This window comes from Jiella pacifica, from assembly GCF_010500815.1.
GTDB classification, from domain to species: Bacteria; Pseudomonadota; Alphaproteobacteria; order Rhizobiales; family Rhizobiaceae; genus Jiella; species Jiella pacifica.
The window spans coordinates 84,931-108,453 of record NZ_JAAAMG010000019.1; the positions used below are offsets into that span (position 1 = coordinate 84,931).

A 23,523-nucleotide genomic window follows, 5' to 3' on the forward strand; every position below is an offset into this window, starting at 1 on the left:
CTCCTGCTTTTGGCTTCGTTGAAAAGATGATCGATCGACGGGGGCTTAGCCGCGACAGGCGCCGTTCAGGCGACGCCGCCATTGGCCCGGATCGTCTGGCCGTTGACCCAGCCGGCGTCCGGGCCGGCGAGGAAGGCGACGACGCCGGCGATGTCTTCCGGCTGCCCCAGCCGCTTGAGCGGATTCATGGCGATGGTCGCGGCCACTTGGCTGTCGCTCTTGCCGCCGAGGAAGAGTTCGGTCTCGACCGGGCCGGGCGCCACGGCGTTGACGGTGATCGCGCGGGGCCCGAGTTCCTTGGCGAGGATGCGGGTCAGCGTCTCGACGCCGGCCTTGGTCGCCGCGTAGATGCCGTAGGTGGGCAGGTTCATGGCGACGACGCTGGTCGAGAAGCTGACGATGCGGCCGCCGTCCCGCAGCCGGTTCGCCGCCTCCCGCATGCCCCGGAAGACACCGCCGAGATTGACGTCGACCTGCCTGGCAAAATCTGCTTCGCCGGCCTCGGCGATCGGCGAAAGCGCCATGATACCGGCATTGTTGACGAGGACGTCGACGCCACCGAACGTTTCTTCAGCAGTGTCGAACAGTGTTTTCATGCCGTCGGAGGCGCCGATGTCAGCCTGAACGGCGAGCGCTGTCCCGCCGCTCCCTTCGATCTCGCGGACGAGGATGTCGGCCGCGTCCCGGCTCTGCGCATAGTTGACCACCACCGCAAGTCCGTCGCTTGCCAGCCGCCTGGCGATCGCCGCGCCGATGCCGCGCGAGGCGCCGGTGACGATCGCAACCTTTGGGGAAATTCCGGACATCGTCCTTCTCCTTCTGTCGTTGGATGACAGCGAGATAGACCATCGATCATCCGCTATAATCGCCGCAAAATCGGAAAGACTATTCGGCGGAACGGTACAATGGATCAGATTGACGCCATGCGGCTCTTCGCCCGGTTGGTGGAAACCCGCAGCTTCACGACGGCGGCCGGGGACCTCGGCCACTCCCGCTCGACGGCGACCGATGCGATCAAGCGGCTGGAGAAGCGACTGGGCGTCCAACTGCTGACGCGCACCACCCGGCATGTTGCGCCGACCGCCGATGGGGATGCCTACTATCGAAGATGCCTTCAGATTCTCGCGGAGATCGAGGAGGCGGATACGTTGTTCGCCGCCGTCAAGCCGAAGGGCCTCTTGCGGATCGACGTCCATCCGCGCATCGCGATGTCGTTTCTCCTGCCGAAGCTCGACGACTTCCTGACCCTCTATCCGGATATCGAACTGGTCATCGGCGAGGGCGACAGGATGGTCGACCTGGTGCGCGAGGGAATCGACTGCGTCTTGCGGGCCGGCGACCTCGGCGAGAGCAGCATGGTGGCACGGCGCGTCGCCTGGATCGAGGAGATCACCGTCGCGAGCTCCGGCTATCTCGCGGCAAAAGGCGCGCCCCGCCGGGTCGAGGAACTGGAAGGGCACGAGGCGGTTCGGTTTCTGTCGTCACGCACGGGCGCAGTGCTGCCGCTCGAATTCACCGTCGACGACGAGCCGCGCTTCGTCACCCTGCCCGGGCGGATCACCGTCAACGGTTCGGAGGTGATGGCCGAGCTCGCCCGCCGCGGCTTCGGCCTCGTTCAGGCGCCGCGCTATCGCTTCACGGAAGATCTTGCATCCGGGACGCTGGTCGAGGTCCTGCCCGAGCACCGGCCGATGCCGACGCCGCTCTGGGTGCTGTACCCGCAGAACCGCCAGCTTTCGCGCCGGGTCCGGGTGTTCATCGACTGGGTGGCGACGCTGTTTCCGGGCGGGAGGATCTGAACCGGCGGCCTTCGTTCCGGTGGCCAAGCCTCACGCCGCCGCCTTGTCGCTCTTCGGCCGCGACCGCCCGGTGTCTTCCAGATCGTGCTCGCTCTCCAGCGCCTCGAGGCTCGCCTCGGCGCGCGGGTCGAGCGAGAAGCTCGCCGGCGTCTGGACGCGGGCGAAGGGGATCGTCTGGAAGTCCGGCCGCTCGTCGGCTGGGATCGCGACGCGGCGAAAGGTCCGGTAGAAGGCGTAAGCGGCATAGATCGCCATCGCCGACCCCATGGCCTGGAACAGGCCGGCGGGGCCGACCGTCTCCATCAGCACCGCGGTGTAGATCGGTCCGATCATCGTGCCGACGCCGTAGAGGATCAGGAGGCCGCTCGAGACCTTCACGAAGTCCGCATCGGCGGCATAGTCGTTGGCATGGGCGACGGCGAGGGAATAGGCGGGATAGATGATGCCACCGAGGACGAAGGCGACGCCGAAGAGCGTGAGCGGCCCGGCCTGGTCGAGATAGACGCCGGCGACGGCCGCGCCGACGCCGATGATGCCGGCCGCTGACATCACGTAGCGCCGGTCGGTCTTGTCGGAGATCCGCCCGAGCGGGATCTGGAAGATCGCGCCGCCGAACATCGCAGAGACGGTGAGTGTCGCGATGTCGGTGGTCGACAGGCCGATCTGCTGACCGAAGACCGGCGCCATGTTGCCCCAGCCGGCCGACAGGATTCCGGCCAGCAGGATGCCGATGGCCGCGACGGGCGAATTGCGGAACAGCATCAGGACGTCGATCTTCACGGTGGCGATCGGCGACGGCGACTGGGCGCGCGACAGCGCCGTCGGGATGACCGACAGGGCGAAGAGGATGGCGCAGAGCATGAAGGGCACGGCGAGTTCCGGCCGGCTCAGCGGCATGACGTACTGCCCGCCCATCATCGCCGCCATGGTGACGATCATGTAGACCGAGAAGATGGTGCCGCGGGTCTCGTTGGTGACGCGCTCGTTCAGCCAGCTTTCGATGACCATGTAGCTGCCGGCGAGGGCGAAGCCCGACAGGGCGCGAAAGACCACCCAGGCGATCGGATCGACGGCGAGGCCACACAGGAGGATCGAGATCGCAAGAAGCGCGGCGAGGCTGGAAAAGGTGCGCACGTGGCCGGCGCTGCGGACGATCCAGGGGATCACCACACAGCCGAAGGTGAAGGCGAGAGCGTAACTCGTTCCGAAGGCGCCGATCTCGTAGCTCGTCCAGCCCTCGATCGAGCCGCGGACGGGCAGAAGGATGCCCATGAGCCCAGCACCCGCCATCAGGAAGAAGGTCGAGGTGAGGAGCGCTGCGATCGGCAGAAGGTGCATGTCGGGCTCGCGCTGGAAATGAAACCGGATCGGCGGCTGCCGTTGCGTCTTCGGTGTGCCTTACGGCCTCACCGGTGATTTGGCGAGGCTTCTAAACGAGCAATGTTGCAGCTTTCGGGCACGGGCCTCGGCCAAGCACAAACCGCTGCCGAGGCGGTCGCCGCGAGCGCGGCCGATGGCAAACGGGGGATGCGGATCAGTGTCCGGTGTTCTTGCCGCTCGTCTCCTCCAGCTTCGCCTTCAGCGCCAGAAGATCACGCCAGGCGAGGCGCTTCTGGGCGGGCTGGCGCAGGAGATAGGCCGGATGCAGCATGGCGATCGCCGGGATCGTCGAGCCGGGTGAAAGGTCGAAGCTGTAGCTCTGCCACTTGCCGCGCATCCGCAAGATCCCCTCGGCCGAGCCGAGAATCGCCTTGGCCGAGGGCGAGCCGAGGCAGACGAGGATCTTCGGCGCGACGAGTTCGATCTGCCGCTGGATGAAGGGCAGGCAGATCTGCGTTTCGGCCGGCGTCGGCGCGCGGTTGCCCGGCGGTCGCCAAGGCACCGTGTTGGTGACGCGGACCTTCTCGCGTTCGAGGCCGATCGCCTCGAGCATGCGGTCGAGTAGCTGACCCGAGCGACCGACGAAGGGAACGCCGGCCATGTCCTCGTCGCGGCCCGGCGCTTCACCGATCAGCATCAGATCGGCCGTCTGAGGCCCGTCGCCGAAGACGGTGTGCTTGGCGGTGATCTTCAGGTTGCAGCCCTCGAAACCGTCGAGCAGTTCCTTCAACTCGGCGAGCGTCGCCGCGGCGCGCGCCCGCTCCCTGGCATCGGCAATGGCGATTTCGTCGGGAATGGCCACCCTGGTCGAGGGGAAGGCCGAATCCGTCGTGCCGTTGCCCGCCGGTTCGCCGAAGTTGGGCCGGGAAGGAGAACCGCGATCTTCCGATCTCTGCGCCGGACCGGCGGCTTTTCGCTCGAGCGGAGGTGACGCCGGCTCGGCTTGTCTCTTCGCCTGGCGCCGCTCGATCTCGGCGGCCGTCTCGGCGAACCGGTCTCGCGGCGCGTCGAGAAACAGCGTCTCGATCCCCGCCTCGCGATAGAAGGCAAGGAGAGCGATCGCGGCGTCACGTTGGGAAGGGGCGTCGGACATGAAAGGTTCTTAGCCGATGGCCACGGAGAATGCAGCCGCCTCAATGCCCGAGCGTCGAGGAGAACAGGTTGATGACGAGGACGCCCGCGACGATCAGGCCGAGACCGAGGAAGCCGGCGTAGTCGATTTGGACGCGGAACCAGAAGAGGTCGATCATCGCCAGGAGCGCGATGCCGCAGCCGGACCAGATGGCATAGACGATGCCGACCGGCATGGTGCGCAACGGCAGCGACAGGAAGTAGAAGGCGAAGGCGTAGAAAAAGACCGTCAGCAGCGACGGCCACAGCCGGGTGAACCCCATGGACGACTTCAGAGCACTCGTTCCGATGATCTCGCAGACGATGGCAACGCCGAGATAGACCGCATTCATGACACCTGCTCCGCCACCGAAAGACGTCGCCGTCTGTACCACCGGGCGAGGCGGGCGCGTCAATCCGATCGCGGGCGCCACGGCCGGCAATCGCCCCTTGCGCTTCGACCTTTCGAACGAAAGGACTAGAACAATCCCAAATCTGGCGGCTAAGAAGGCCGCAGGCGCACTCCGCCGAAGGCTCGTGGCCGGACGGGGCGATGAGAGAGTTCAAGGGAGACGACATGAGTGAAGCTGCGGAGTTGCCGGAACGCGAATCGATGGAATTCGACGTCGTCATCGTCGGCGCCGGGCCGGCCGGCCTTGCGGCAGCGATCCGGCTGAAGCAGATCGACCCCGAGATCTCCGTCGTGGTGCTGGAGAAGGGCGCCGAGGTCGGCGCGCATGTCCTGTCCGGCAACGTCCTCGATCCCTCCGCCCTCGACCGGCTGCTGCCGGAATGGCGACAGGAAGAGACTCCGATCAAGACCGCCGTCACCGAGGACCGGTTCTTCCTCTACGGGCCGCACGGCTCGGTCCGCCTGCCGAACTTCGCGCTGCCGAAACTGATGTCGAACCACGGCAACTTCGTCGTCTCGCTCGGCCTCGTCTGCAAGTGGATGGCCGAGAAGGCCGAAGCCCTCGGCGTGGAGATCTATCCGGGCTTTGCCGCCTCCGAGCTGCTGTTCGACGAGAACAACACCGTCGTCGGCGTCGCCACCGGCGATATGGGCGTGACGCGGACCGGCGAGCCCGGCCCGATGTATCAGCGCGGCATGGCGCTTCTCGGCAAATACGTCTTCCTGGGGGAGGGCGTGCGCGGCTCGCTCGCCAAGCAGGTGATCAACGCCTACGGCCTCGACCAGGGCCGCGAGCCGGCGAAGTTCGGCCTCGGCATCAAGGAGCTCTGGGAGATCGATCCGGCGAAGTCGAAGCCCGGCCGGATCGAGCATTCCTTCGGCTGGCCGCTGGACGACAAGACCGGCGGCGGCTCGTTTCTCTACCATCTCGGCGACAATCAGGTCTATGTCGGCTTCGTCGTTCACCTGAACTACCAGAACCCCTATCTCTCGCCCTTCGAGGAGTTCCAGCGCTTCAAGACCCACCCGGACGTCGCCGAGCTTCTGAAGGGCGGCAAGCGCATCGCCTATGGCGCCAGGGCCATCACCGAGGGCGGCTGGCAGTCGGTGCCGAAGCTGGTGTTTCCGGGCGGGGCGCTGATCGGCTGTTCGGCCGGCTTCGTCAACGTGCCGCGCATCAAGGGTGTCCACAACGCCATGACCTCGGGCATGCTGGCCGCCGAAAAGGCCGCCGAGGCGCTGAAGGCGGGCCGCTCGCGTGACCAGCTCAGCGATTATGACGAAGCGTGGCGCTCCTCGCCGATCGGCGCGGACCTGAAGCCGGTCCGGAACGTCAAGCCGCTCTGGTCGCAATACGGCACGCGCATCGGCATCATGCTGGGCGGCCTCGACATGTGGACCAACTCGCTGTTCGGTTTCTCCTTCTTCGGCACCAAGAAGCACGGCAAGCCGGACTACGCCTGCCTCGAGCCGGCGGAGAAGCACCAGGCCATCGCCTATCCCAAGCCGGATGGCGAACTGACCTTCGACAAGGTTTCCTCGGTCTATCTGTCGAACACCAATCACGAGGAGGACCAGTTGGTGCACCTCCAGGTGAAGGATCCGGCGTTGCAGAAGTCGTCCGAACTCGGCGTCTATGCCGGGCCGTCGCAGCGCTACTGCCCGGCCGGAGTCTACGAGTGGGTGAAAGAGAACGGCGAGGACAAGTTCGTGATCAACGCCCAGAACTGCGTCCACTGCAAGACCTGCGACATCAAGGATCCCAACCAGAACATCAACTGGGTCCCGCCCCAGGGCGGCGAAGGTCCGGTCTACGAGGTGATGTGAGTCGGTGGACGGGGTGGGGCGGGCTCGGTCCTGGCCTTGCGGAGCAAAGCGCCCCGTCCCATATCGCTCCACACCGGCCGGACCAGAGTTCAGCGCCGAAAGCCGCGCCTGTGGACGGTCTTCGCATTTACCATATGTTCACGACTTTTCGCATGGCGGGGGGCTTGTGAATCGTGGCGAAGGCCGCTAGAAAGCGCTTTCCTAAGGAAACGGCGCGTGGGGTGTTGAGACACTCTTCACGCGCTTTAGCCGTGAGCAGTTTATGGCCAGGACAAATCCCTTCAAATTTCTGGAGCAGGTGCGTTCGGAGACATCGAAGGTAACTTGGCCGACTCGGCGCGAAACCATGATCTCGACCGTGATGGTGTTTATCATGGTGACATTCGCGGCGGCGTTCTTTTTCATCGCGGATCAGGCGCTCGGCTATGCCGTCGGTCTGATCATGAATGCGGGCGTTTGACGCTGCCGCAGGAGATATCGAAGTTTTCATGACCGCCCGCTGGTACATCGTCCACGCTTATTCGAATTTCGAAAAGAAGGTGGCCGAATCCATCGAGGAGCAGGCCCGCCAAAAGGGACTCTCCGACAAGTTCGAGAAGATCCTCGTGCCCACCGAGAAGGTGGTCGAGGTGCGTCGTGGCCGCAAGGTCGACGCCGAACGCAAGTTCTTCCCCGGCTATGTCCTCGTCAAGGCCGAGCTGACCGACCAGGTCTTCTCGCTGATCAAGAACACGCCGAAGGTCACCGGATTCCTCGGGCCGGACAATCGGCCCGTGCCGATCTCCGAGGCCGAAGCGAACCACATTCTCAGCCAGGTTCAGGACGGTGTGGAGCGGCCAAAGCCGACCATGTCCTTCGACATCGGCGAGAATGTCCGCGTCTCCGACGGGCCGTTCGCCTCGTTCAACGGCGTCGTTCAGGAAGTCGATCAGGAGCGGGCGCGCCTCAAGGTGGAGGTTTCGATCTTCGGGCGGGCGACGCCGGTCGATCTCGAATTCGGCCAGGTCGAAAAGACCTGACCGGAAATTGGCGGCCGGCCCTGCGCCGGCGCCATGATCGTGCGGGAGGCGACGTGGGCTCTTCAAGCCGGCCCATCATCCGCCGCACCGCGCGGGCTGCGAACCGCCGGAGGCTCCGCGCCCCGGCATGAAACAAGAAGGCAGGAAAAATGGCTAAGAAGGTAGCGGGCCAGCTGAAGCTGCAGGTCGCGGCCGGTTCGGCGACGCCGTCGCCCCCGATCGGTCCGGCGCTCGGTCAGCGCGGCATCAACATCATGGAATTCTGCAAGTCGTTCAACGCGCAGACGCAGGAGATGGAGAAGGGGCAGCCGATCCCCGTCGTCATCACCTACTATCAGGACAAGTCCTTCACCTTCGCGATGAAGACGCCGCCGGTGAGCTACTTCCTGAAGAAGGCGGCGAACCTGAAGTCCGGCTCCAAGACCCCGGGCAAGGCCAGCGCCGGCTCGATCTCCCGCGACCAGCTTCGCGAGATCGCCGAGAAGAAGATGGTCGACCTCAACGCCAACGATCTCGACGGCGCGATGGCGATGATCGAGGGCTCGGCCCGCTCGATGGGTCTCGAGGTTACGGAGTAAGAACGATGGCAAAGATCGGCAAGCGTATCCGCTCCGCCCGCGACGGCATCGAGCGCACCAAACTCTACGGCCTCGATGAAGCGATCGAGATGATCAAGGGCAAGGCCAGCGTCAAGTTCGACGAGACCATCGAGGTCGCGATGAATCTCGGCGTCGACCCGCGCCACGCCGACCAGATGGTCCGCGGCGTCGTCAACCTGCCGAACGGCACCGGCCGCACCGTCCGCGTCGCCGTCTTCGCGCGCGGCGACAAGGCCGACGAGGCCAAGGCAGCCGGCGCCGACATCGTCGGTGCGGAGGATCTCGTCGCCGAGATCCAGGCCGGCAACATCAATTTCGACCGCGCTATCGCGACGCCCGACATGATGGGTCTCGTCGGTCGCCTCGGCAAGGTGCTTGGCCCGCGCGGCCTGATGCCGAACCCGCGCGTCGGCACCGTGACCCCGGACGTCACCGCCGCCGTCAAGGCATCGAAGGGCGGCGCCGTCGAGTTTCGCGTCGAGAAGGCCGGTATCGTCCATGCCGGCGTCGGCAAGGTCTCGTTCGGCTCCGATGCGATCGCGCAGAACATCCGAGCCTTCGCCGATGCGGTGAACAAGGCCAAGCCCTCGGGCGCCAAGGGCAACTACGTCAAGCGCGTGGCGATCTCTTCGACCATGGGGCCTGGGGTCAAGATCGACCCGTCGACGCTTTCGGTTCAGGCTTCGGCCTGACCTTACAATCGTTTCGCGCGCTTCCTATATCGGGGGCTTCGCGAACGACCAGAGTTCCGGGTTCGCCCGGGAATGGAAAGGCCTTCCGGGGCCTTTCAAGCATGCCTGTCCGAGATTGTGGGCGATCGCGGGTCTCTTCGAGGCGCCGGTCATAATCGTCAGAAAGCCTGCATGAGACGGGGAAGAACCGTATTCCCGGCGACGAGCCGGAAGCGGGTTCGAACTCCGAATGCCTTGCGCCGCCCGTAGGTTCCATCCTGCGTGTCACGGGCGAGGGGACAGGATCTCCGAGCGTCGTCCGGGTGATCCGGGCGGCAAAAGGCAATCCGGCCGAAACGTTCCGAAGGGGATGTCTCGGCCAACTGGAGAGAGGCAGTGGAAAGAGCGGAAAAGCGCGAATTCGTCACGACCCTCAACGAGACCTTCAAAGTCTCGTCGACGATCGTCGTGGCCCACTATGCCGGCCTCACCGTGGCGCAGATGAACGACTATCGTTCGAAGATGCGTCAGGCGGGTGGGTCCGTCAAAGTCGCGAAGAACCGTCTTGCCAAGATCGCTCTTCAAGGCACGGACGCCGAAGGCATCTCGAACCTGTTCGAGGGCCAGACACTGATCGCTTATTCGAGCGATCCAGTGGTGGCGGCCAAGGTCACCAACGATTTCGCCAAGGGTAACGACAAGCTCGTGATCCTCGGCGGAGCGATGGGGACCTCAACCCTCGATGCGGACGGTGTGAAGGCTCTCGCCTCGCTGCCGTCGCTGGATGAACTGCGGGCGAAGCTCGTCGGCATGATTCAGACGCCGGCTACGCGCATCGCCGGGGTGGTCCAGGCACCTGCGGCTCAGCTCGCACGCGTGTTCGGGGCATATGCCAAGAAGGACGAGGCGGCGTGAGGTTGGTTCCTCGCTGCTCAAACCAAAGTTCGAACCTGAAGGAAAATTCAAATGGCTGATCTCGCCAAGATCGTTGAAGACCTGTCGAGCCTGACCGTCCTCGAGGCGGCCGAGCTTTCGAAGATGCTGGAAGAGAAGTGGGGCGTCTCCGCCGCCGCTCCGGTGGCGGTCGCCGCTGCCGGCGGTGCGGCGCCTGCCGAGGCTGCCGAGGAGCAGACGGAGTTCAACGTCATCCTCGCTTCCGCCGGCGCGCAGAAGATCAACGTCATCAAGGAAGTCCGCGCGCTCACGGGTCTTGGCCTCAAGGAAGCCAAGGACCTCGTCGACAACGCGCCCAAGCCCGTCAAGGAAGGCGTCGACAAGGCCGAGGCACAGAAGATCAAGGACCAGCTCGAGAAGGCTGGTGCGACGGTCGAAGTCAAGTAATCGCGGCTCGCCCGCGGTTTGCGACGAAAATCCGGTGGGCGGGACGGCGGTTTGCCGTCCCGCCTTCCGTGCCTGCTGAATGGCTTGTCCGCGGACGATCGAACGGCAGGCGGAAGACTGCGATCGTCCACAGGTGGGACGGTTCAGGTGCGGGTCGAGGGACGGATCTCCCGACCTCCGTCGGTGCACATGGCGCCGGTGCGCTTCGCAAGGAGTGTGCGGAGGTTCGGAGATGCGGGCCTGAAGGCTCGAAGAACGACGCGGTCCCGCTCGCATGAGGGCGGGGTCGTTGCCGGCCGGTCCTGGTGACGCGGTGGGCGTCTCGGGTGATCCGGGATCGAAATCCGGCCTCGGCCGGCGCTGGGCGGAGAGCCCCGACAGTTTCACCGCGGCGACGCGGAAACCCCTCGCGTAAAGAGGGATAGCAGGGTCAGCCCTTGGGTCAAGGGCGAAGGCGTTACGAGAAGGAGCGACGATGTCCCAGACGACGACATTTTCCGGTCGCAGGCGGGTGCGCAAGGTCTTCGGGCACATCCCCGAAGTGGCACAGATGCCCAATCTCATCGAGGTCCAGAAGGCCTCCTACGATCAGTTCCTGATGGTTGAGGAACCGGAGGGTGGGCGCGGTGACGAAGGTCTGCAGGCGGTCTTCAAGTCGGTCTTCCCGATCTCCGACTTCTCGGGTCAGGCGATGCTGGAATTCGTCAAGTACGAGTTCGAGGCGCCGAAGTTCGACGTCGACGAGTGCCGTCAGCGCGATCTGACCTTCGCTGCGCCGCTCAAGGTGACGCTGCGCCTCATTGTGTTCGACATCGACGAGGATACCGGCTCCAAGTCCATCAAGGACATCAAGGAGCAGGACGTCTACATGGGCGACATGCCGCTCATGACGATGAACGGCACGTTCATCGTCAACGGCACCGAGCGCGTGATCGTCTCGCAGATGCACCGCTCGCCGGGCGTCTTCTTCGACCACGACAAGGGCAAGTCGCACTCCTCGGGCAAGCTGCTCTTCGCCGCCCGCGTCATCCCCTATCGCGGCTCCTGGCTCGACATCGAGTTCGATGCCAAAGACATCGTCTATGCCCGTATCGATCGTCGCCGGAAGATTCCGGTGTCGTCGCTGCTGATGGCGCTCGGGATGGACGGCGAGGAGATCCTGTCGACCTTCTACAACGTCCTGCAGTTCAAGCAGGACAAGAACGGCTGGCGGGTTCCCTTCTCGGTGGAGCGTGTGCGCGGTCAGAACGCCGCCGTCGATCTGATCGACGCCGATAGCGGCGAAGTGCTGGTCGAGGCTGGCAAGAAGGTCACCGCCCGCCAGGCCCGGCAGATGCAGGAAAAGGGCGTCAAGGCCCTGCGCGCCAGCGAGGAAGACCTCTTCGGCTACTATTTGGCCGAGGACATCGTCAACTTCGCGACGGGCGAGGTGTATCTCGAGGCCGGTGACGAGATCGACGAGAAGACACTGAAGGTCCTGGTCGACGCGGGCTATGACGAGTTCTCGGTGCTCGACATCGACCACGTCAATGTCGGCGCCTACATCCGCAACACGATCGCGGCCGACAAGAACGAGGGCCGTCAGGACGCGCTGTTCGACATCTACCGGGTGATGCGCCCGGGCGAACCGCCGACGATCGAGACGGCCGAGGCGATGTTCAATTCGCTGTTCTTCGACTCGGAGCGCTACGACCTTTCGGCCGTCGGCCGCGTCAAGATGAACATGCGTCTCGATGTCGACGCCGAGGACACGGTGCGCGTGCTCCGCAAGGAGGACATCATCGCCGTCGTCAGGACGCTGGTGGACCTGCGCGACGGTCGCGGCGAAATCGACGACATCGACAATCTCGGCAATCGCCGGGTGCGTTCGGTCGGCGAGCTGATGGAGAACCAGTACCGCGTCGGTCTGCTCCGCATGGAGCGGGCGATCAAGGAGCGCATGTCCAGTGTCGAGGTCGACACGGTGATGCCGCAGGACCTGATCAACGCCAAGCCGGCGGCCGCCGCCGTCCGCGAGTTCTTCGGCTCCTCGCAGCTCTCGCAGTTCATGGATCAGACCAACCCCTTGTCGGAGATCACCCACAAGCGTCGCCTGTCGGCGCTGGGACCGGGCGGTCTGACGCGCGAGCGCGCCGGCTTCGAGGTCCGTGACGTCCATCCGACCCATTACGGCCGCATCTGCCCGATCGAGACGCCGGAAGGCCCGAACATCGGTCTGATCAACTCGCTCGCCACCTTCGCCCGCGTCAACAAGTACGGCTTCATCGAGAGCCCGTACCGCAAGGTCGTCGACGGCAAGGTGACCAACGAGGTCGTCTATCTTTCGGCGATGGAAGAGTCCAAGCACCACGTCGCCCAGGCGAACGCGGTTCTTTCCGACGACATGACCTTCCAGAACGAGTTCGTGGTCTGCCGTCATTCGGGCGACGTCTTCATGACGCCGCGCGACAACGTCGATCTGATGGACGTGTCGCCGAAGCAGCTGGTTTCGGTCGCGGCCGCGCTCATCCCGTTCCTCGAGAACGACGACGCCAACCGCGCGCTGATGGGCTCGAACATGCAGCGCCAGGCGGTGCCGCTGGTCAGGGCCGAGGCGCCGTTCGTCGGCACCGGCATGGAGCCGGTGGTCGCCCGCGACTCGGGTGCCGCCATCGGTGCGCGCCGGACCGGCATCGTCGATCAGGTGGACGCGACGCGTATCGTCATCCGCGCCACGGAAGATCTCGAAGCGGGAAGGTCCGGCGTCGACATCTACCGGCTGATGAAGTTCCAGCGGTCCAACCAGAACACCTGCATCAACCAGCGTCCACTGGTCGCGGTGGGTGATCGGGTGAACAAGGGTGACATCATCGCCGATGGCCCGTCGACCGATCTCGGCGATCTGGCGCTCGGCCGCAACGTGCTCGTCGCCTTCATGCCGTGGAACGGCTACAACTACGAGGACTCCATCCTCCTGTCGGAGCGCATCGTCGCCGACGACGTCTTCACCTCGATCCACATCGAGGAGTTCGAGGTCATGGCGCGCGACACCAAGCTCGGGCCGGAGGAGATCACCCGCGACATCCCGAACGTTTCGGAAGAGGCGCTGAAGAACCTCGACGAGGCGGGCATCGTCTATATCGGTGCCGAGGTACAGCCGGGCGACATCCTGGTCGGAAAGATCACGCCGAAGGGCGAAAGCCCGATGACGCCGGAGGAAAAACTCCTGCGCGCGATCTTCGGCGAGAAGGCCTCTGACGTCCGTGACACCTCCAGCCGCATGCCTCCGGGCGCCTACGGTACGGTCGTCGAGGTGCGTGTGTTCAATCGGCACGGCGTCGAGAAGGACGAACGCGCCATGGCGATCGAGCGCGAGGAGATCGAGCGGCTCGCCAAGGACCGCGACGACGAGCAGGCGATCCTCGACCGCAACGTCTATGGCCGCCTGGTCGAGATGCTGGACGGCAAGACCGCGATCGCCGGACCCAAGGCCTTCAGGAAGGGGTCCACGCTTTCGGCCGAGGCGATGGCGGAGTTCTCCCGTTCGCAGTGGTGGATGTTCGCCGTCGAGGACGAGAAGCTCCAGGCCGAGCTCGAGGACCTGCGCAACGTCTACGACCAGGCCAAGAAGACGCTCGAGCAGCGCTTCATGGACAAGGTCGAGAAGGTCCAGCGGGGCGACGAGCTGCCGCCGGGCGTCATGAAGCAGGTCAAGGTCTTCGTCGCCGTCAAGCGCAAGATCCAGCCGGGCGACAAGATGGCCGGCCGTCACGGCAACAAGGGTGTCGTGTCGCGCATCGTGCCGGTCGAGGACATGCCGTTCACCGAGGACGGAACTCATGTCGACATCGTGCTCAATCCGCTCGGCGTGCCGAGCCGGATGAATGTCGGACAGATCCTCGAGACGCATCTCGGCTGGGCCTGCGCCGGCATGGGCAAGAAGATCGGCCAGATGGTCGAGGACTATAAGCGCGATCACGACGTCGGTCCGCTGCGCGACGAGATCGCCGGCCTTCTGGGCGACAACGATCGCAACGAGCCGGTGAAGTCCTATGACGACGAAAGCGTCATTACGCTCGCCAAGCAGATGACCAAGGGTGTCTCGATCGCCACGCCGGTCTTCGACGGCGCGAACGAGAAGGACATCGTGGAGTGGCTGGAGCGGGCCGGGCTGAACGGTTCGGGCCAGGTCACCCTCTATGACGGGCGCACGGGCGAAGCCTTCGACAGGCAGGTCACGGTGGGCTATATCTACATGCTCAAGTTGCACCATCTGGTCGACGACAAGATTCATGCCCGTTCGATCGGCCCGTACTCGCTGGTCACCCAGCAGCCGCTCGGCGGCAAGGCGCAGTTCGGCGGCCAGCGCTTCGGCGAGATGGAGGTCTGGGCCCTGGAAGCCTACGGCGCGGCCTATACGCTGCAGGAGATGCTGACGGTGAAGTCCGACGACGTCGCCGGCCGCACCAAGGTCTACGAGTCGATCGTCAGAGGCGACGACGCGTTCGAATCGGGCATCCCCGAGAGCTTCAACGTTCTCGTCAAGGAGATGCGCTCGCTCGGCCTCGACGTCGACCTGCAGAACAACGCCGGCGAACTGCCGGCGCCGCCGACCCGCACGGATCTTCCGGACGCGGCGGAATAACCGACGAAGCAAGCCTCGGAGGGTGTCATGGCATTGATGATGGGATCACTGTACGACGCCCTCCGTTCGGCAAATGTCGACGACGAGAAGGCGAGGAAAGCGGCCGAGGAGGTCGCGGACTTCCAGAAGCAGATTGCGGATGTCCGTGCCGATCTCGGCACGATGAAGTGGATGCTCGGATTTCTGCTCGCCGCAAATGCCGGCATCATTTTCTTGTTGCTTCGACTCGTCGCCTGAACTTTTGCCTGGATCGCAGCGGATCCAGCGGGAAACTCGGAATCGCCCAAGGGCGCTTCGCCAAAACGTTCTTCATGCATCGCTGAGCGATGCCGCAGAGGCCCGAGGCCTCGATAAGGAGAAAGCCATGAACCAAGAGGTCATGAACATCTTCAACCCGCAGGCTGCGGCGCAGACGTTCGACTCGATCCGGATCTCGCTGGCGAGCCCGGAAAAGATCCTCTCCTGGTCCTTCGGCGAGATCAAGAAGCCGGAAACCATCAACTACCGCACCTTCAAGCCGGAGCGCGACGGTCTGTTCTGCGCCCGCATCTTCGGTCCGATCAAGGACTACGAGTGCCTGTGCGGCAAGTACAAGCGGATGAAGTACAAGGGCATCATCTGCGAGAAGTGCGGCGTCGAGGTGACCCTCTCGCGCGTGCGGCGCGAGCGCATGGGCCATATCGAGCTCGCCGCGCCGGTTGCCCACATCTGGTTCCTGAAGTCGCTGCCGAGCCGCATCGGAACGCTGCTCGACATGACGCTGAAGGACATCGAGCGCGTCCTCTATTTCGAGAACTACATCGTCACCGAGCCGGGTCTCACCTCGCTGAAGGAGCACCAGCTCCTGTCGGAGGAGGAATATCTGATCGCCGTCGACGAGTTCGGCGAGGATAGCTTCACCGCGCTCATCGGCGCCGAGGCGATCCAGGAACTGCTTGGCTCGATGGACCTCGAGAAGATCGCCGGCGACCTTCGCGAGGAGCTTGCGACGACGACGTCCGAGCTGAAGACGAAGAAGCTGATGAAGCGGCTGAAGATCGTCGAGAACTTCCTCGAATCCGGCAACCGCCCGGAGTGGATGATCATGACGGTCGTGCCGGTGATCCCGCCGGATCTCCGCCCGCTCGTCCCGCTCGACGGAGGCCGTTTCGCGACCTCCGATCTCAACGATCTCTACCGCCGCGTCATCAACCGCAACAACCGTCTGAAGCGGCTGATCGAGCTGCGCGCGCCGGGCATCATCATCCGCAACGAGAAGCGGATGCTGCAGGAGGCCGTCGACGCCCTGTTCGACAACGGCCGCCGCGGCCGCGTCATCACCGGCGCCAACAAGCGTCCGCTGAAGTCGCTGTCCGACATGCTGAAGGGCAAGCAGGGCCGCTTCCGCCAGAACCTGCTCGGCAAGCGCGTCGACTATTCCGGCCGTTCGGTCATCGTCACCGGTCCGGAGCTGAAGCTCCACCAGTGCGGCCTGCCGAAGAAGATGGCGCTCGAGCTGTTCAAGCCGTTCATCTATGCCCGCCTCGACGCCAAGGGTTTCTCCTCGACGGTGAAGCAGGCCAAGAAGCTGGTCGAGAAGGAGCGTCCCGAGGTCTGGGACATCCTCGACGAGGTCATCCGCGAGCATCCGGTGCTGCTCAACCGTGCACCGACGCTGCATCGCCTCGGCATCCAGGCTTTCGAGCCCGTGCTGATCGAGGGCAAAGCGATCCAGCTGCATCCGCTGGTCTGCACGGCCTTCAACGCCGACTTCGACGGTGACCAGATGGCGGTTCACGTACCGCTGTCGATCGAGGCGCAGCTCGAAGCCCGCGTCCTGATGATGTCGACCAACAACATCCTGCATCCGGCGAACGGCGCACCGATCATCGTGCCGTCGCAGGACATGGTGCTCGGCCTCTATTACCTGTCGATCATGAACGAGAACGAGCCGGGCGAGGGCATGGCCTTCTCCGACATGGGCGAGCTCGACCACGCGCTGGCCACAAAGTCGGTGACGCTGCATTCGAAGGTCCGCGGCCGGTTCAAGACCGTCGACGCCGAGGGCAACCCCGTTTCCGGGATCCACGAGACGACGCCGGGCCGGATGTTGATCGGCGAACTTCTGCCGAAGAACCACATGATCCCCTTCGACATCTGCAACCAGCTGATGACGAAGAAGAACATCTCCAAAATGATCGACACGGTGTATCGCCACTGCGGTCAGAAGGAGACGGTGATCTTCTGCGACCGGATCATGCAGCTCGGGTTCCGCAACGCCTGCACGGCCGGCATCTCCTTCGGCAAGGACGACATGGTCATCCCGGAGGCGAAGGCCAAGCTGATCGCCGAGACCCAGGCGCTCGCCAAGGAATACGAGCAGCAGTACAATGACGGCCTGATCACCCAGGGCGAGAAGTACAACAAGGTCGTCGACGCCTGGGCGAAGTGCACGGACAAGATCGCCGAGCACATGATGGAGCGCATCAAGGCGGTTGAGTTCGACGACAATGGCCGCCAGAAGCCGATGAACTCGATCTACATGATGTCGCATTCCGGCGCCCGTGGTTCTCCGACCCAGATGCGCCAGCTGGCGGCGATGCGCGGCCTGATGACCAAGCCTTCGGGCGAGATCATCGAAACCCCGATCATCTCCAACTTCAAGGAAGGTCTGACCGTGCTCGAGTACTTCAACTCGACCCACGGCGCCCGTAAGGGCCTTGCGGACACCGCCCTGAAGACGGCGAACTCGGGCTATCTGACCCGCCGCCTCGTCGACGTCGCGCAGGACTGCATCATCACGCAGACCGATTGCGGCACCGAGAAGGGCCTGACGATGCAGCCGATCGTCGACGCCGGACAGGTCGTCGCCTCGATCGGTCAGCGTATCCTCGGCCGGACCGCACTGGAGGACATCGTCCACCCGCTGACGGGAGAAGTCATCGTCAAGGGTGGCGTGACCATCGAGGAGCCGGACGTCGAGATCATCGAGAAGGCCAGCGTCCAGTCGGTGAAGATCCGCTCGGCGCTCACCTGCGAGATCCGCACCGGCATCTGCGCCACCTGCTACGGGCGCGATCTCGCCCGCGGCACGCCCGTCAACATGGGCGAGGCCGTCGGCGTCATTGCGGCGCAGTCGATCGGCGAGCCGGGCACGCAGCTGACGATGCGCACCTTCCACATGGGCGGCACCGCGCAGGTTGTGGACTCCTCGTTCCTCGAGGCGTCCTACGAGGGCACCGTGAAGATCCGCAACCGCAATGTCGTCCGGGACTCCGGTGGCAAGCTGGTGGCGATGGGGCGCAACATGGCGATCCTGATCATGGATCCGAGCGGCAAGGAGCGCGCTTCGCACCGCGTCACCTACGGTTCGCGCATCTATGTCGACGATGGCGACGCCGTGAAGCGCGGCCAGCGCATCGCGGAGTGGGATCCCTACACCCGTCCGGTGTTGACCGAGCTCGAAGGCACGATCGACTACGAGGACATGGTGGACGGCATCTCGGTGTCGGAGCAGGCCGACGAGGCGACCGGCATCACCAAGCGTGCGGTCATCGACTGGCGTGCCAGCCCGCGCGGGACAGACCTGAAGCCGGCGATCGTCATCAAGGGCGACAATGGCGAGATACTCAAGCTCGCCCGCGGTTCCGACGCCCGCTACTTCCAGTCGGTCGACGCGATCCTGTCGGTCGAGCCGGGCCAGCGTGTCCATCCTGGTGACGTCCTGTCGCGTATTCCGATGGAAAGCGCCAAGACCAAGGACATCACGGGCGGTCTGCCGCGCGTCGCCGAATTGTTCGAGGCCAGAAAGCCCAAGGACAACGCGGTCATCGCGGAGATCGACGGCACGGTGAAGTTCGGCCGCGACTACAAGAACAAGCGCCGCATCATCATCGAGCCGCATGAGGATGGCGTCGAGCCGGTCGAGTACTTGATCCCGAAGGGCAAGCCCTTCCACCTTCAGGAAGGCGACGTGATCGAGAAGGGGGACTACATCCTCGACGGCAATCCGGCGCCGCACGACATCCTGGCTATCCGTGGCGTGGAGGCTCTTGCGAGCTACCTCGTCAACGAAATCCAGGAGGTCTACCGGTTGCAGGGCGTTCTGATCAACGACAAGCACATCGAGGTCATCGTCCGGCAGATGCTGCAGAAGGTCGAGATCGTCGAGTCGGGCGACTCGGGCTATATTCCGGGCGACCACGTCGACCGGATCGAGCTCGACGAGCTCAACGAGCGTCTCGTCGAAGAGGGCAAGAAGCCGGGCTCCGGCAATCCGGTCCTGCTCGGCATCACCAAGGCCTCGCTGCAGACGCCGTCCTTCATCTCGGCGGCATCCTTCCAGGAGACCACCCGCGTCCTCACCGAGGCTGCGGTCGCCGGCAAGACCGACTCGCTGCAGGGTCTGAAGGAAAACGTCATCGTCGGCCGCCTCATCCCGGCGGGCACCGGCGGCATGATGACCCAGATGCGCCGGATCGCCACGTCTCGCGACGAGCTCATCATCGAGGATCGGCGCAAGGCGGCCAATGCTGCCGAGACCGACCGGATGCTGACGACGGTGGAAGACGCCGCGGAGTGACGCTCGACCGGTAACCGTTGCCGGACCATCGACGTGACAGATAAGGCCGCTTCCGAAAGGAGGCGGCCTTTCGCTTTGTGGGACATGCTGGCATGACGCCTTCTTGGCGCAGGCATCGTGGGGTGTGATGGAGACGAGGATGAAGACCGGGTCACAACGTCCAGGGATCGGCGAGAGGCAACCCGAAGCCGTGAGAGCCGCCGACCTCGCCACGCTGCTCGCCCTCAACAACGACCATGCCGCCGAACTGTCGCTGCTCGACGCGGCGAGCTTCGAGCGCCTCCTCGGCAACGCCTTCCTGGCCCGCCAGAGCACGGGCGCGGACGCCTTCGTCGTAGCATTCGACGAGACCGGCGACTACGACAGCCCGAACTTCCTCTGGTTCAAGAAGCGCTACGAGCGCTTCCTCTACATCGACCGGGTGGTCGTCGCGCCGGCGGCGCGGGGGAGGGGCCTCGCGCGGGCGCTTTACGATTCGGTCTTTGCTGCAGCTGATTCTGCGGGAATCGGCCGGGTTGTCTGCGAAATCAACATAGACCCACCGAATCCGGCCTCTTTGCGCTTTCACGAGACGCTGGGTTTCCGCCAAGTCGGCGGGGCGACGCTCTATCCGAGCGGCAAGACCGTCGGATATCACGAGAGGACGCTCTGACTGGGCGCCGATCCGGCATTTTCCGTCGGAATGAGCCGCTAATACGCCGTTCAGCGCTTGACGACCCGGGTGTGACGGTTTAGGAACGCCCCAACAAAGCCGATGTGAGACCGATTTTTCCTGTCGACGCCAAGTCCGGGAAGCAGCCGCCTCAAACAAGGCTTCGTTCAACGAGACGTCAATCTCTGGCGCATGATCGCTCGCGGTCCTCTGCTTCTCGTCGGGCTGTTCGCTGAAGGAGGCGAACTCGTGCCCGACTTCGTGCATGGCGAAGTCCGCTTCGTCAGGCGCGTTGGCGCCTCGTTATGGACCTGGGACTGAAAGACTTAGAGGTAGGGTTGGATGCCGACCATCAACCAATTGATCCGGAAGCCGCGTGTCCGGCCGACCGAGCGAAACACGGTCCCGGCTCTCGAGGCGAACCCACAGAAGCGCGGCGTCTGCACGCGCGTATACACGACCACGCCGAAGAAGCCGAACTCGGCGCTTCGTAAGGTCGCCAAGGTGCGCCTCGTCAATGGCTACGAAGTCATCGGCTACATTCCGGGCGAGGGTCATAACCTTCAGGAGCACTCCGTGGTGATGATCCGCGGCGGCCGCGTGAAGGACCTTCCCGGCGTGCGTTACCACATCATTCGCGGCGTGCTGGATACCCAGGGCGTGAAGAACCGGAAGCAGCGGCGCTCGAAGTACGGCGCCAAGCGTCCGAAGTAAGCCAGTCGCGACCAGTTGAAGAGACGATAGAATGTCCCGCCGCCACAAAGCCGAAAAGCGTGAGATCAACCCGGACCCGAAGTTCGGTGATCTCGTCGTGTCGAAGTTCATGAACGCCGTCATGTACGACGGCAAGAAGTCGATCGCCGAAAGCATCGTCTACGGTGCCTTCGACGTCGTGCACGAAAAGACCCGGCAGGAGTCGGTGGCGATCTTCCATCAGGCGCTCGAAAACATCGCGCCGCATGTGGAGGTTCGTTCCCGGCGAGTCGGCGGTGCGACCTATCAGGTCCCGGTCGACGTCCGCCCCGAGCGCCGTCAGGCGCTGGCGATCCGCTGGCTGATCACCGCTGCCCGCAACCGCAACGAGACCACGATGGTCGACCGCCTTTCCGGCGAGCTGATGGACGCCGCCAACAATCGTGGCTCGGCCGTCAAGAAGCGGGAAGACACGCACAGGATGGCGGAAGCCAACCGCGCCTTCTCGCATTATCGCTGGTAATTCTGGCTTCCATCTGAAAGGCGACGCCCCATGGCACGCGAATACAAGATCGAAGACTACCGCAATTTCGGCATCATGGCCCACATCGACGCGGGCAAGACGACGACGACCGAGCGGATCCTCTTCTATACCGGCAAGTCCCACAAAATCGGCGAAGTCCACGACGGCGCCGCGACGATGGACTGGATGGAGCAGGAGCAGGAGCGCGGCATCACCATCACGTCCGCTGCCACGACGACGTTCTGGCAGGGTCGTGACGGCAAGAAGCGCCGTTTCAACATCATCGACACGCCCGGCCACGTCGACTTCACGATTGAAGTCGAGCGCTCGCTCCGCGTTCTCGATGGCGCGATCGCTCTTCTCGATGCCAATGCCGGTGTCGAGCCGCAGACCGAGACTGTCTGGCGTCAGGCCGACAAGTACCAGGTCCCGCGGATGATCTTCGTCAACAAGATGGACAAGATCGGCGCCGACTTCTTCCGCTGCGTCGAGATGATCAAGGCGCGTCTCGGGGCTCGTCCGGTCGTGATCCAGTTGCCGATCGGCGCCGAAAACGACCTGAAGGGCGTCATCGACCTGATCGAGATGAAGGCGCTCGTCTGGCGCGACGAGAATCTTGGCGCCCAGTGGGACATCCTCGAGATTCCCGAGGACATGAAGGCCCAGGCGGAAGAATATCGCGAGATGATGATCGAAGCCGCCGTCGAAGTCGACGAGCCGGCGATGGAGCGTTATCTCGAAGGGCAGATGCCCGACAACGACGAGATCCGCAAGCTGATCCGCAAGGGCACCTGCGACGTCTGGTTCACGCCGGTTCTTTGCGGCTCGGCCTTCAAGAACAAGGGCGTCCAGCCGCTGCTCGACGCCGTCGTCGACTTCCTGCCGTCGCCGGTCGAGGTCAAGCCGATCAAGGGTATCGACCCGAAGACCGAAGGCGAGCTGGTCCGCAAGTCGTCCGACGACGAGCCGCTGTCGATGCTGGCCTTCAAGATCATGAACGATCCGTTCGTCGGTTCGCTCACCTTCGCGCGGATCTACTCCGGCGTTCTGACCAAGGGCACGTCCCTGCAGAACACCGTCAAGGAGAAGAAGGAGCGTATCGGCCGCATGCTGCAGATGCACTCCAATTCCCGCGAAGATATCGAAGAAGCCTTTGCCGGCGACATCGTCGCTCTGGCAGGCCTCAAGGACACCACGACCGGCGACACGCTCTGTGATCCGCTGAAGCCGGTCATCCTGGAACGGATGGAATTTCCCGATCCGGTCATCGAGATCGCGATCGAGCCGAAGACCAAGGCCGACCAGGAGAAGATGGGTTTGGCGCTCAACCGTCTCGCAGCGGAGGATCCGTCCTTCCGCGTCAAGACGGACGAGGAAAGCGGACAGACGATCATCGCCGGCATGGGCGAGCTGCACCTCGACATTCTCGTCGACCGGATGAAGCGCGAGTTCAAGGTCGAGGCGAATGTCGGTGCGCCGCAGGTCGCCTACCGCGAGACCATCACGCGCCGCGCCGAAGTGGACTATACCCACAAGAAGCAGACCGGCGGTACGGGTCAGTTCGCCCGCGTCAAGATGACCTTCGAGCCGGCCGAGATCGGTGAGGGCTTCACCTTCGAATCGAAGATCGTCGGTGGTTCGGTGCCCAAGGAGTACATCCCGGGTGTCGAAAAGGGCATCAAGTCGGTGATGACTTCTGGCCCGCTGGCCGGCTTCCCGATGGTCGACGTCAAGGCCGAGTTGATCGATGGCGCCTTCCACGACGTCGACTCCTCGGTCCTGGCCTTCGAGATCGCCGCCCGTGCAGGTTTCCGCGAGGCCATCCAGAAGGCCAGCCCGCGGCTGCTCGAGCCGGTGATGAAGGTCGAGGTGATCACGCCGGAAGACTATGTCGGCGACGTGATCGGCGATCTGAACTCGCGGCGCGGCCAGATCCAGGGCACGGAGCCCCGTGGCATCCTCCAGGCGATCAACGCCATGGTGCCGCTGGCGAACATGTTCGGCTACGTCAACACGCTGCGTTCGATGTCCCAGGGCCGGGCGCAGTACACCATGCTCTTCGATCACTACGAGCCGGTTCCGAACCAGGTCGCGGAAGAGATCCAGAAGAAATACGCCTAAGGACCCTTTCAGGTCGGACCGGTTCGGCCCTTGTGGGCCAAGATGAAATGAATGGAGTGGCACTATGGCCAAGAGCAAATTCGAGCGTAACAAGCCGCATGTGAACATCGGCACGATCGGACACGTCGACCACGGCAAGACGTCGCTGACGGCGGCGATCACCAAGTATTTCGGCGAATACCGCGCCTATG

Annotated in this window: 20 protein-coding genes; 16 read left to right on the forward strand and 4 right to left on the reverse strand. The window is 64.0% G+C overall.

The window, feature by feature from the left end; all coding sequences use genetic code 11:
- Positions 1-65 precede the first annotated feature (65 nt).
- Positions 66-806, reverse strand: a complete 741-nt coding sequence (locus GTK09_RS19980; RefSeq protein ID WP_163465194.1) for an SDR family oxidoreductase — start codon at positions 804-806, stop codon at positions 66-68.
- Positions 807-905: 99 nt separating this feature from the next.
- Here GTK09_RS19980 and GTK09_RS19985 point away from each other — a divergent pair, with 99 nt between their 5' ends.
- The gene (locus GTK09_RS19985; RefSeq protein ID WP_163465195.1) at positions 906-1,799 is read left to right on the forward strand and encodes a LysR family transcriptional regulator; all 894 of its coding nucleotides are present in this window, start codon (positions 906-908) and stop codon (positions 1,797-1,799) included.
- 30 nt (positions 1,800-1,829) lie between these two features.
- Here the strand turns inward: GTK09_RS19985 and GTK09_RS19990 are convergent, their stop codons facing one another.
- The 3 genes from GTK09_RS19990 to GTK09_RS20000 all read right to left on the reverse strand — a co-directional run bounded on the left by GTK09_RS19990 (position 1,830) and on the right by GTK09_RS20000 (position 4,642).
- The gene (locus GTK09_RS19990) at positions 1,830-3,137 is read right to left on the reverse strand and encodes an MFS transporter (protein WP_163465196.1); all 1,308 of its coding nucleotides are present in this window, start codon (positions 3,135-3,137) and stop codon (positions 1,830-1,832) included.
- A 196-nt stretch (positions 3,138-3,333) separates the two neighbouring features.
- Entirely contained in the window at positions 3,334-4,272 is a 939-nt protein-coding gene (locus GTK09_RS19995; RefSeq protein ID WP_163465197.1) for a uracil-DNA glycosylase, read from the reverse strand.
- A gap of 40 nt (positions 4,273-4,312) precedes the next feature.
- A complete protein-coding gene (locus tag GTK09_RS20000) occupies positions 4,313-4,642 on the reverse strand; it encodes a DMT family transporter (protein WP_163465198.1) in 330 nt (109 codons plus the stop codon).
- Between the two features lie 224 nt (positions 4,643-4,866).
- Here GTK09_RS20000 and GTK09_RS20005 point away from each other — a divergent pair, with 224 nt between their 5' ends.
- The 15 genes from GTK09_RS20005 to GTK09_RS20075 all read left to right on the forward strand — a co-directional run.
- Positions 4,867-6,528, forward strand: a complete 1,662-nt coding sequence (locus GTK09_RS20005; RefSeq protein ID WP_163465199.1) for an electron transfer flavoprotein-ubiquinone oxidoreductase — start codon at positions 4,867-4,869, stop codon at positions 6,526-6,528.
- A gap of 262 nt (positions 6,529-6,790) precedes the next feature.
- Positions 6,791-6,988, forward strand: a complete 198-nt coding sequence (gene secE / locus GTK09_RS20010) for a preprotein translocase subunit SecE (RefSeq protein WP_163465200.1) — start codon at positions 6,791-6,793, stop codon at positions 6,986-6,988.
- A 28-nt stretch (positions 6,989-7,016) separates the two neighbouring features.
- Positions 7,017-7,547, forward strand: a complete 531-nt coding sequence (gene nusG, locus GTK09_RS20015; RefSeq protein WP_163465201.1) for a transcription termination/antitermination protein NusG — start codon at positions 7,017-7,019, stop codon at positions 7,545-7,547.
- Between the two features lie 149 nt (positions 7,548-7,696).
- Entirely contained in the window at positions 7,697-8,125 is a 429-nt protein-coding gene (gene rplK, locus GTK09_RS20020; RefSeq protein ID WP_163465202.1) for a 50S ribosomal protein L11, read from the forward strand.
- Positions 8,126-8,130: 5 nt separating this feature from the next.
- Positions 8,131-8,838, forward strand: a complete 708-nt coding sequence (gene rplA, locus GTK09_RS20025; protein WP_163465203.1) for a 50S ribosomal protein L1 — start codon at positions 8,131-8,133, stop codon at positions 8,836-8,838.
- A gap of 375 nt (positions 8,839-9,213) precedes the next feature.
- Complete coding sequence (rplJ, locus tag GTK09_RS20030) at positions 9,214-9,732, forward strand: 50S ribosomal protein L10 (RefSeq protein WP_163465204.1); 519 nt, start codon at positions 9,214-9,216, stop codon at positions 9,730-9,732.
- 51 nt (positions 9,733-9,783) lie between these two features.
- Positions 9,784-10,158 carry a 50S ribosomal protein L7/L12 gene (gene rplL, locus GTK09_RS20035; RefSeq protein WP_083594168.1) on the forward strand — a complete coding sequence of 125 codons (375 nt, stop codon included), beginning with the start codon at positions 9,784-9,786 and terminating at the stop codon, positions 10,156-10,158.
- 475 nt (positions 10,159-10,633) lie between these two features.
- Positions 10,634-14,782 carry a DNA-directed RNA polymerase subunit beta gene (gene rpoB / locus GTK09_RS20040; protein WP_163465205.1) on the forward strand — a complete coding sequence of 1,383 codons (4,149 nt, stop codon included), beginning with the start codon at positions 10,634-10,636 and terminating at the stop codon, positions 14,780-14,782.
- Positions 14,783-14,809: 27 nt separating this feature from the next.
- The gene (locus GTK09_RS20045; protein WP_163465206.1) at positions 14,810-15,019 is read left to right on the forward strand and encodes an integrase; all 210 of its coding nucleotides are present in this window, start codon (positions 14,810-14,812) and stop codon (positions 15,017-15,019) included.
- 127 nt (positions 15,020-15,146) lie between these two features.
- Positions 15,147-19,343: a DNA-directed RNA polymerase subunit beta' gene (gene rpoC / locus GTK09_RS20050; RefSeq protein WP_163465207.1), complete on the forward strand. Its 4,197-nt coding sequence runs from the start codon at positions 15,147-15,149 to the stop codon at positions 19,341-19,343.
- Positions 19,344-19,482: 139 nt separating this feature from the next.
- On the forward strand, positions 19,483-19,995 hold the full coding sequence (locus tag GTK09_RS20055; protein ID WP_163465208.1) for a GNAT family N-acetyltransferase: 513 nt from the start codon (positions 19,483-19,485) through the stop codon (positions 19,993-19,995).
- Between the two features lie 342 nt (positions 19,996-20,337).
- The gene (gene rpsL / locus GTK09_RS20060; RefSeq protein ID WP_084409349.1) at positions 20,338-20,709 is read left to right on the forward strand and encodes a 30S ribosomal protein S12; all 372 of its coding nucleotides are present in this window, start codon (positions 20,338-20,340) and stop codon (positions 20,707-20,709) included.
- 31 nt (positions 20,710-20,740) lie between these two features.
- Positions 20,741-21,211, forward strand: a complete 471-nt coding sequence (gene rpsG, locus GTK09_RS20065; RefSeq protein WP_163465209.1) for a 30S ribosomal protein S7 — start codon at positions 20,741-20,743, stop codon at positions 21,209-21,211.
- A gap of 30 nt (positions 21,212-21,241) precedes the next feature.
- Positions 21,242-23,332, forward strand: coding sequence for an elongation factor G (gene fusA, locus GTK09_RS20070; protein ID WP_163465210.1), 2,091 nt, complete (start codon positions 21,242-21,244; stop codon positions 23,330-23,332).
- Positions 23,333-23,396: 64 nt separating this feature from the next.
- The coding region (locus GTK09_RS20075) for a GTP-binding protein (protein ID WP_245396639.1) at positions 23,397-23,523 on the forward strand (127 nt) is incomplete at its 3' end.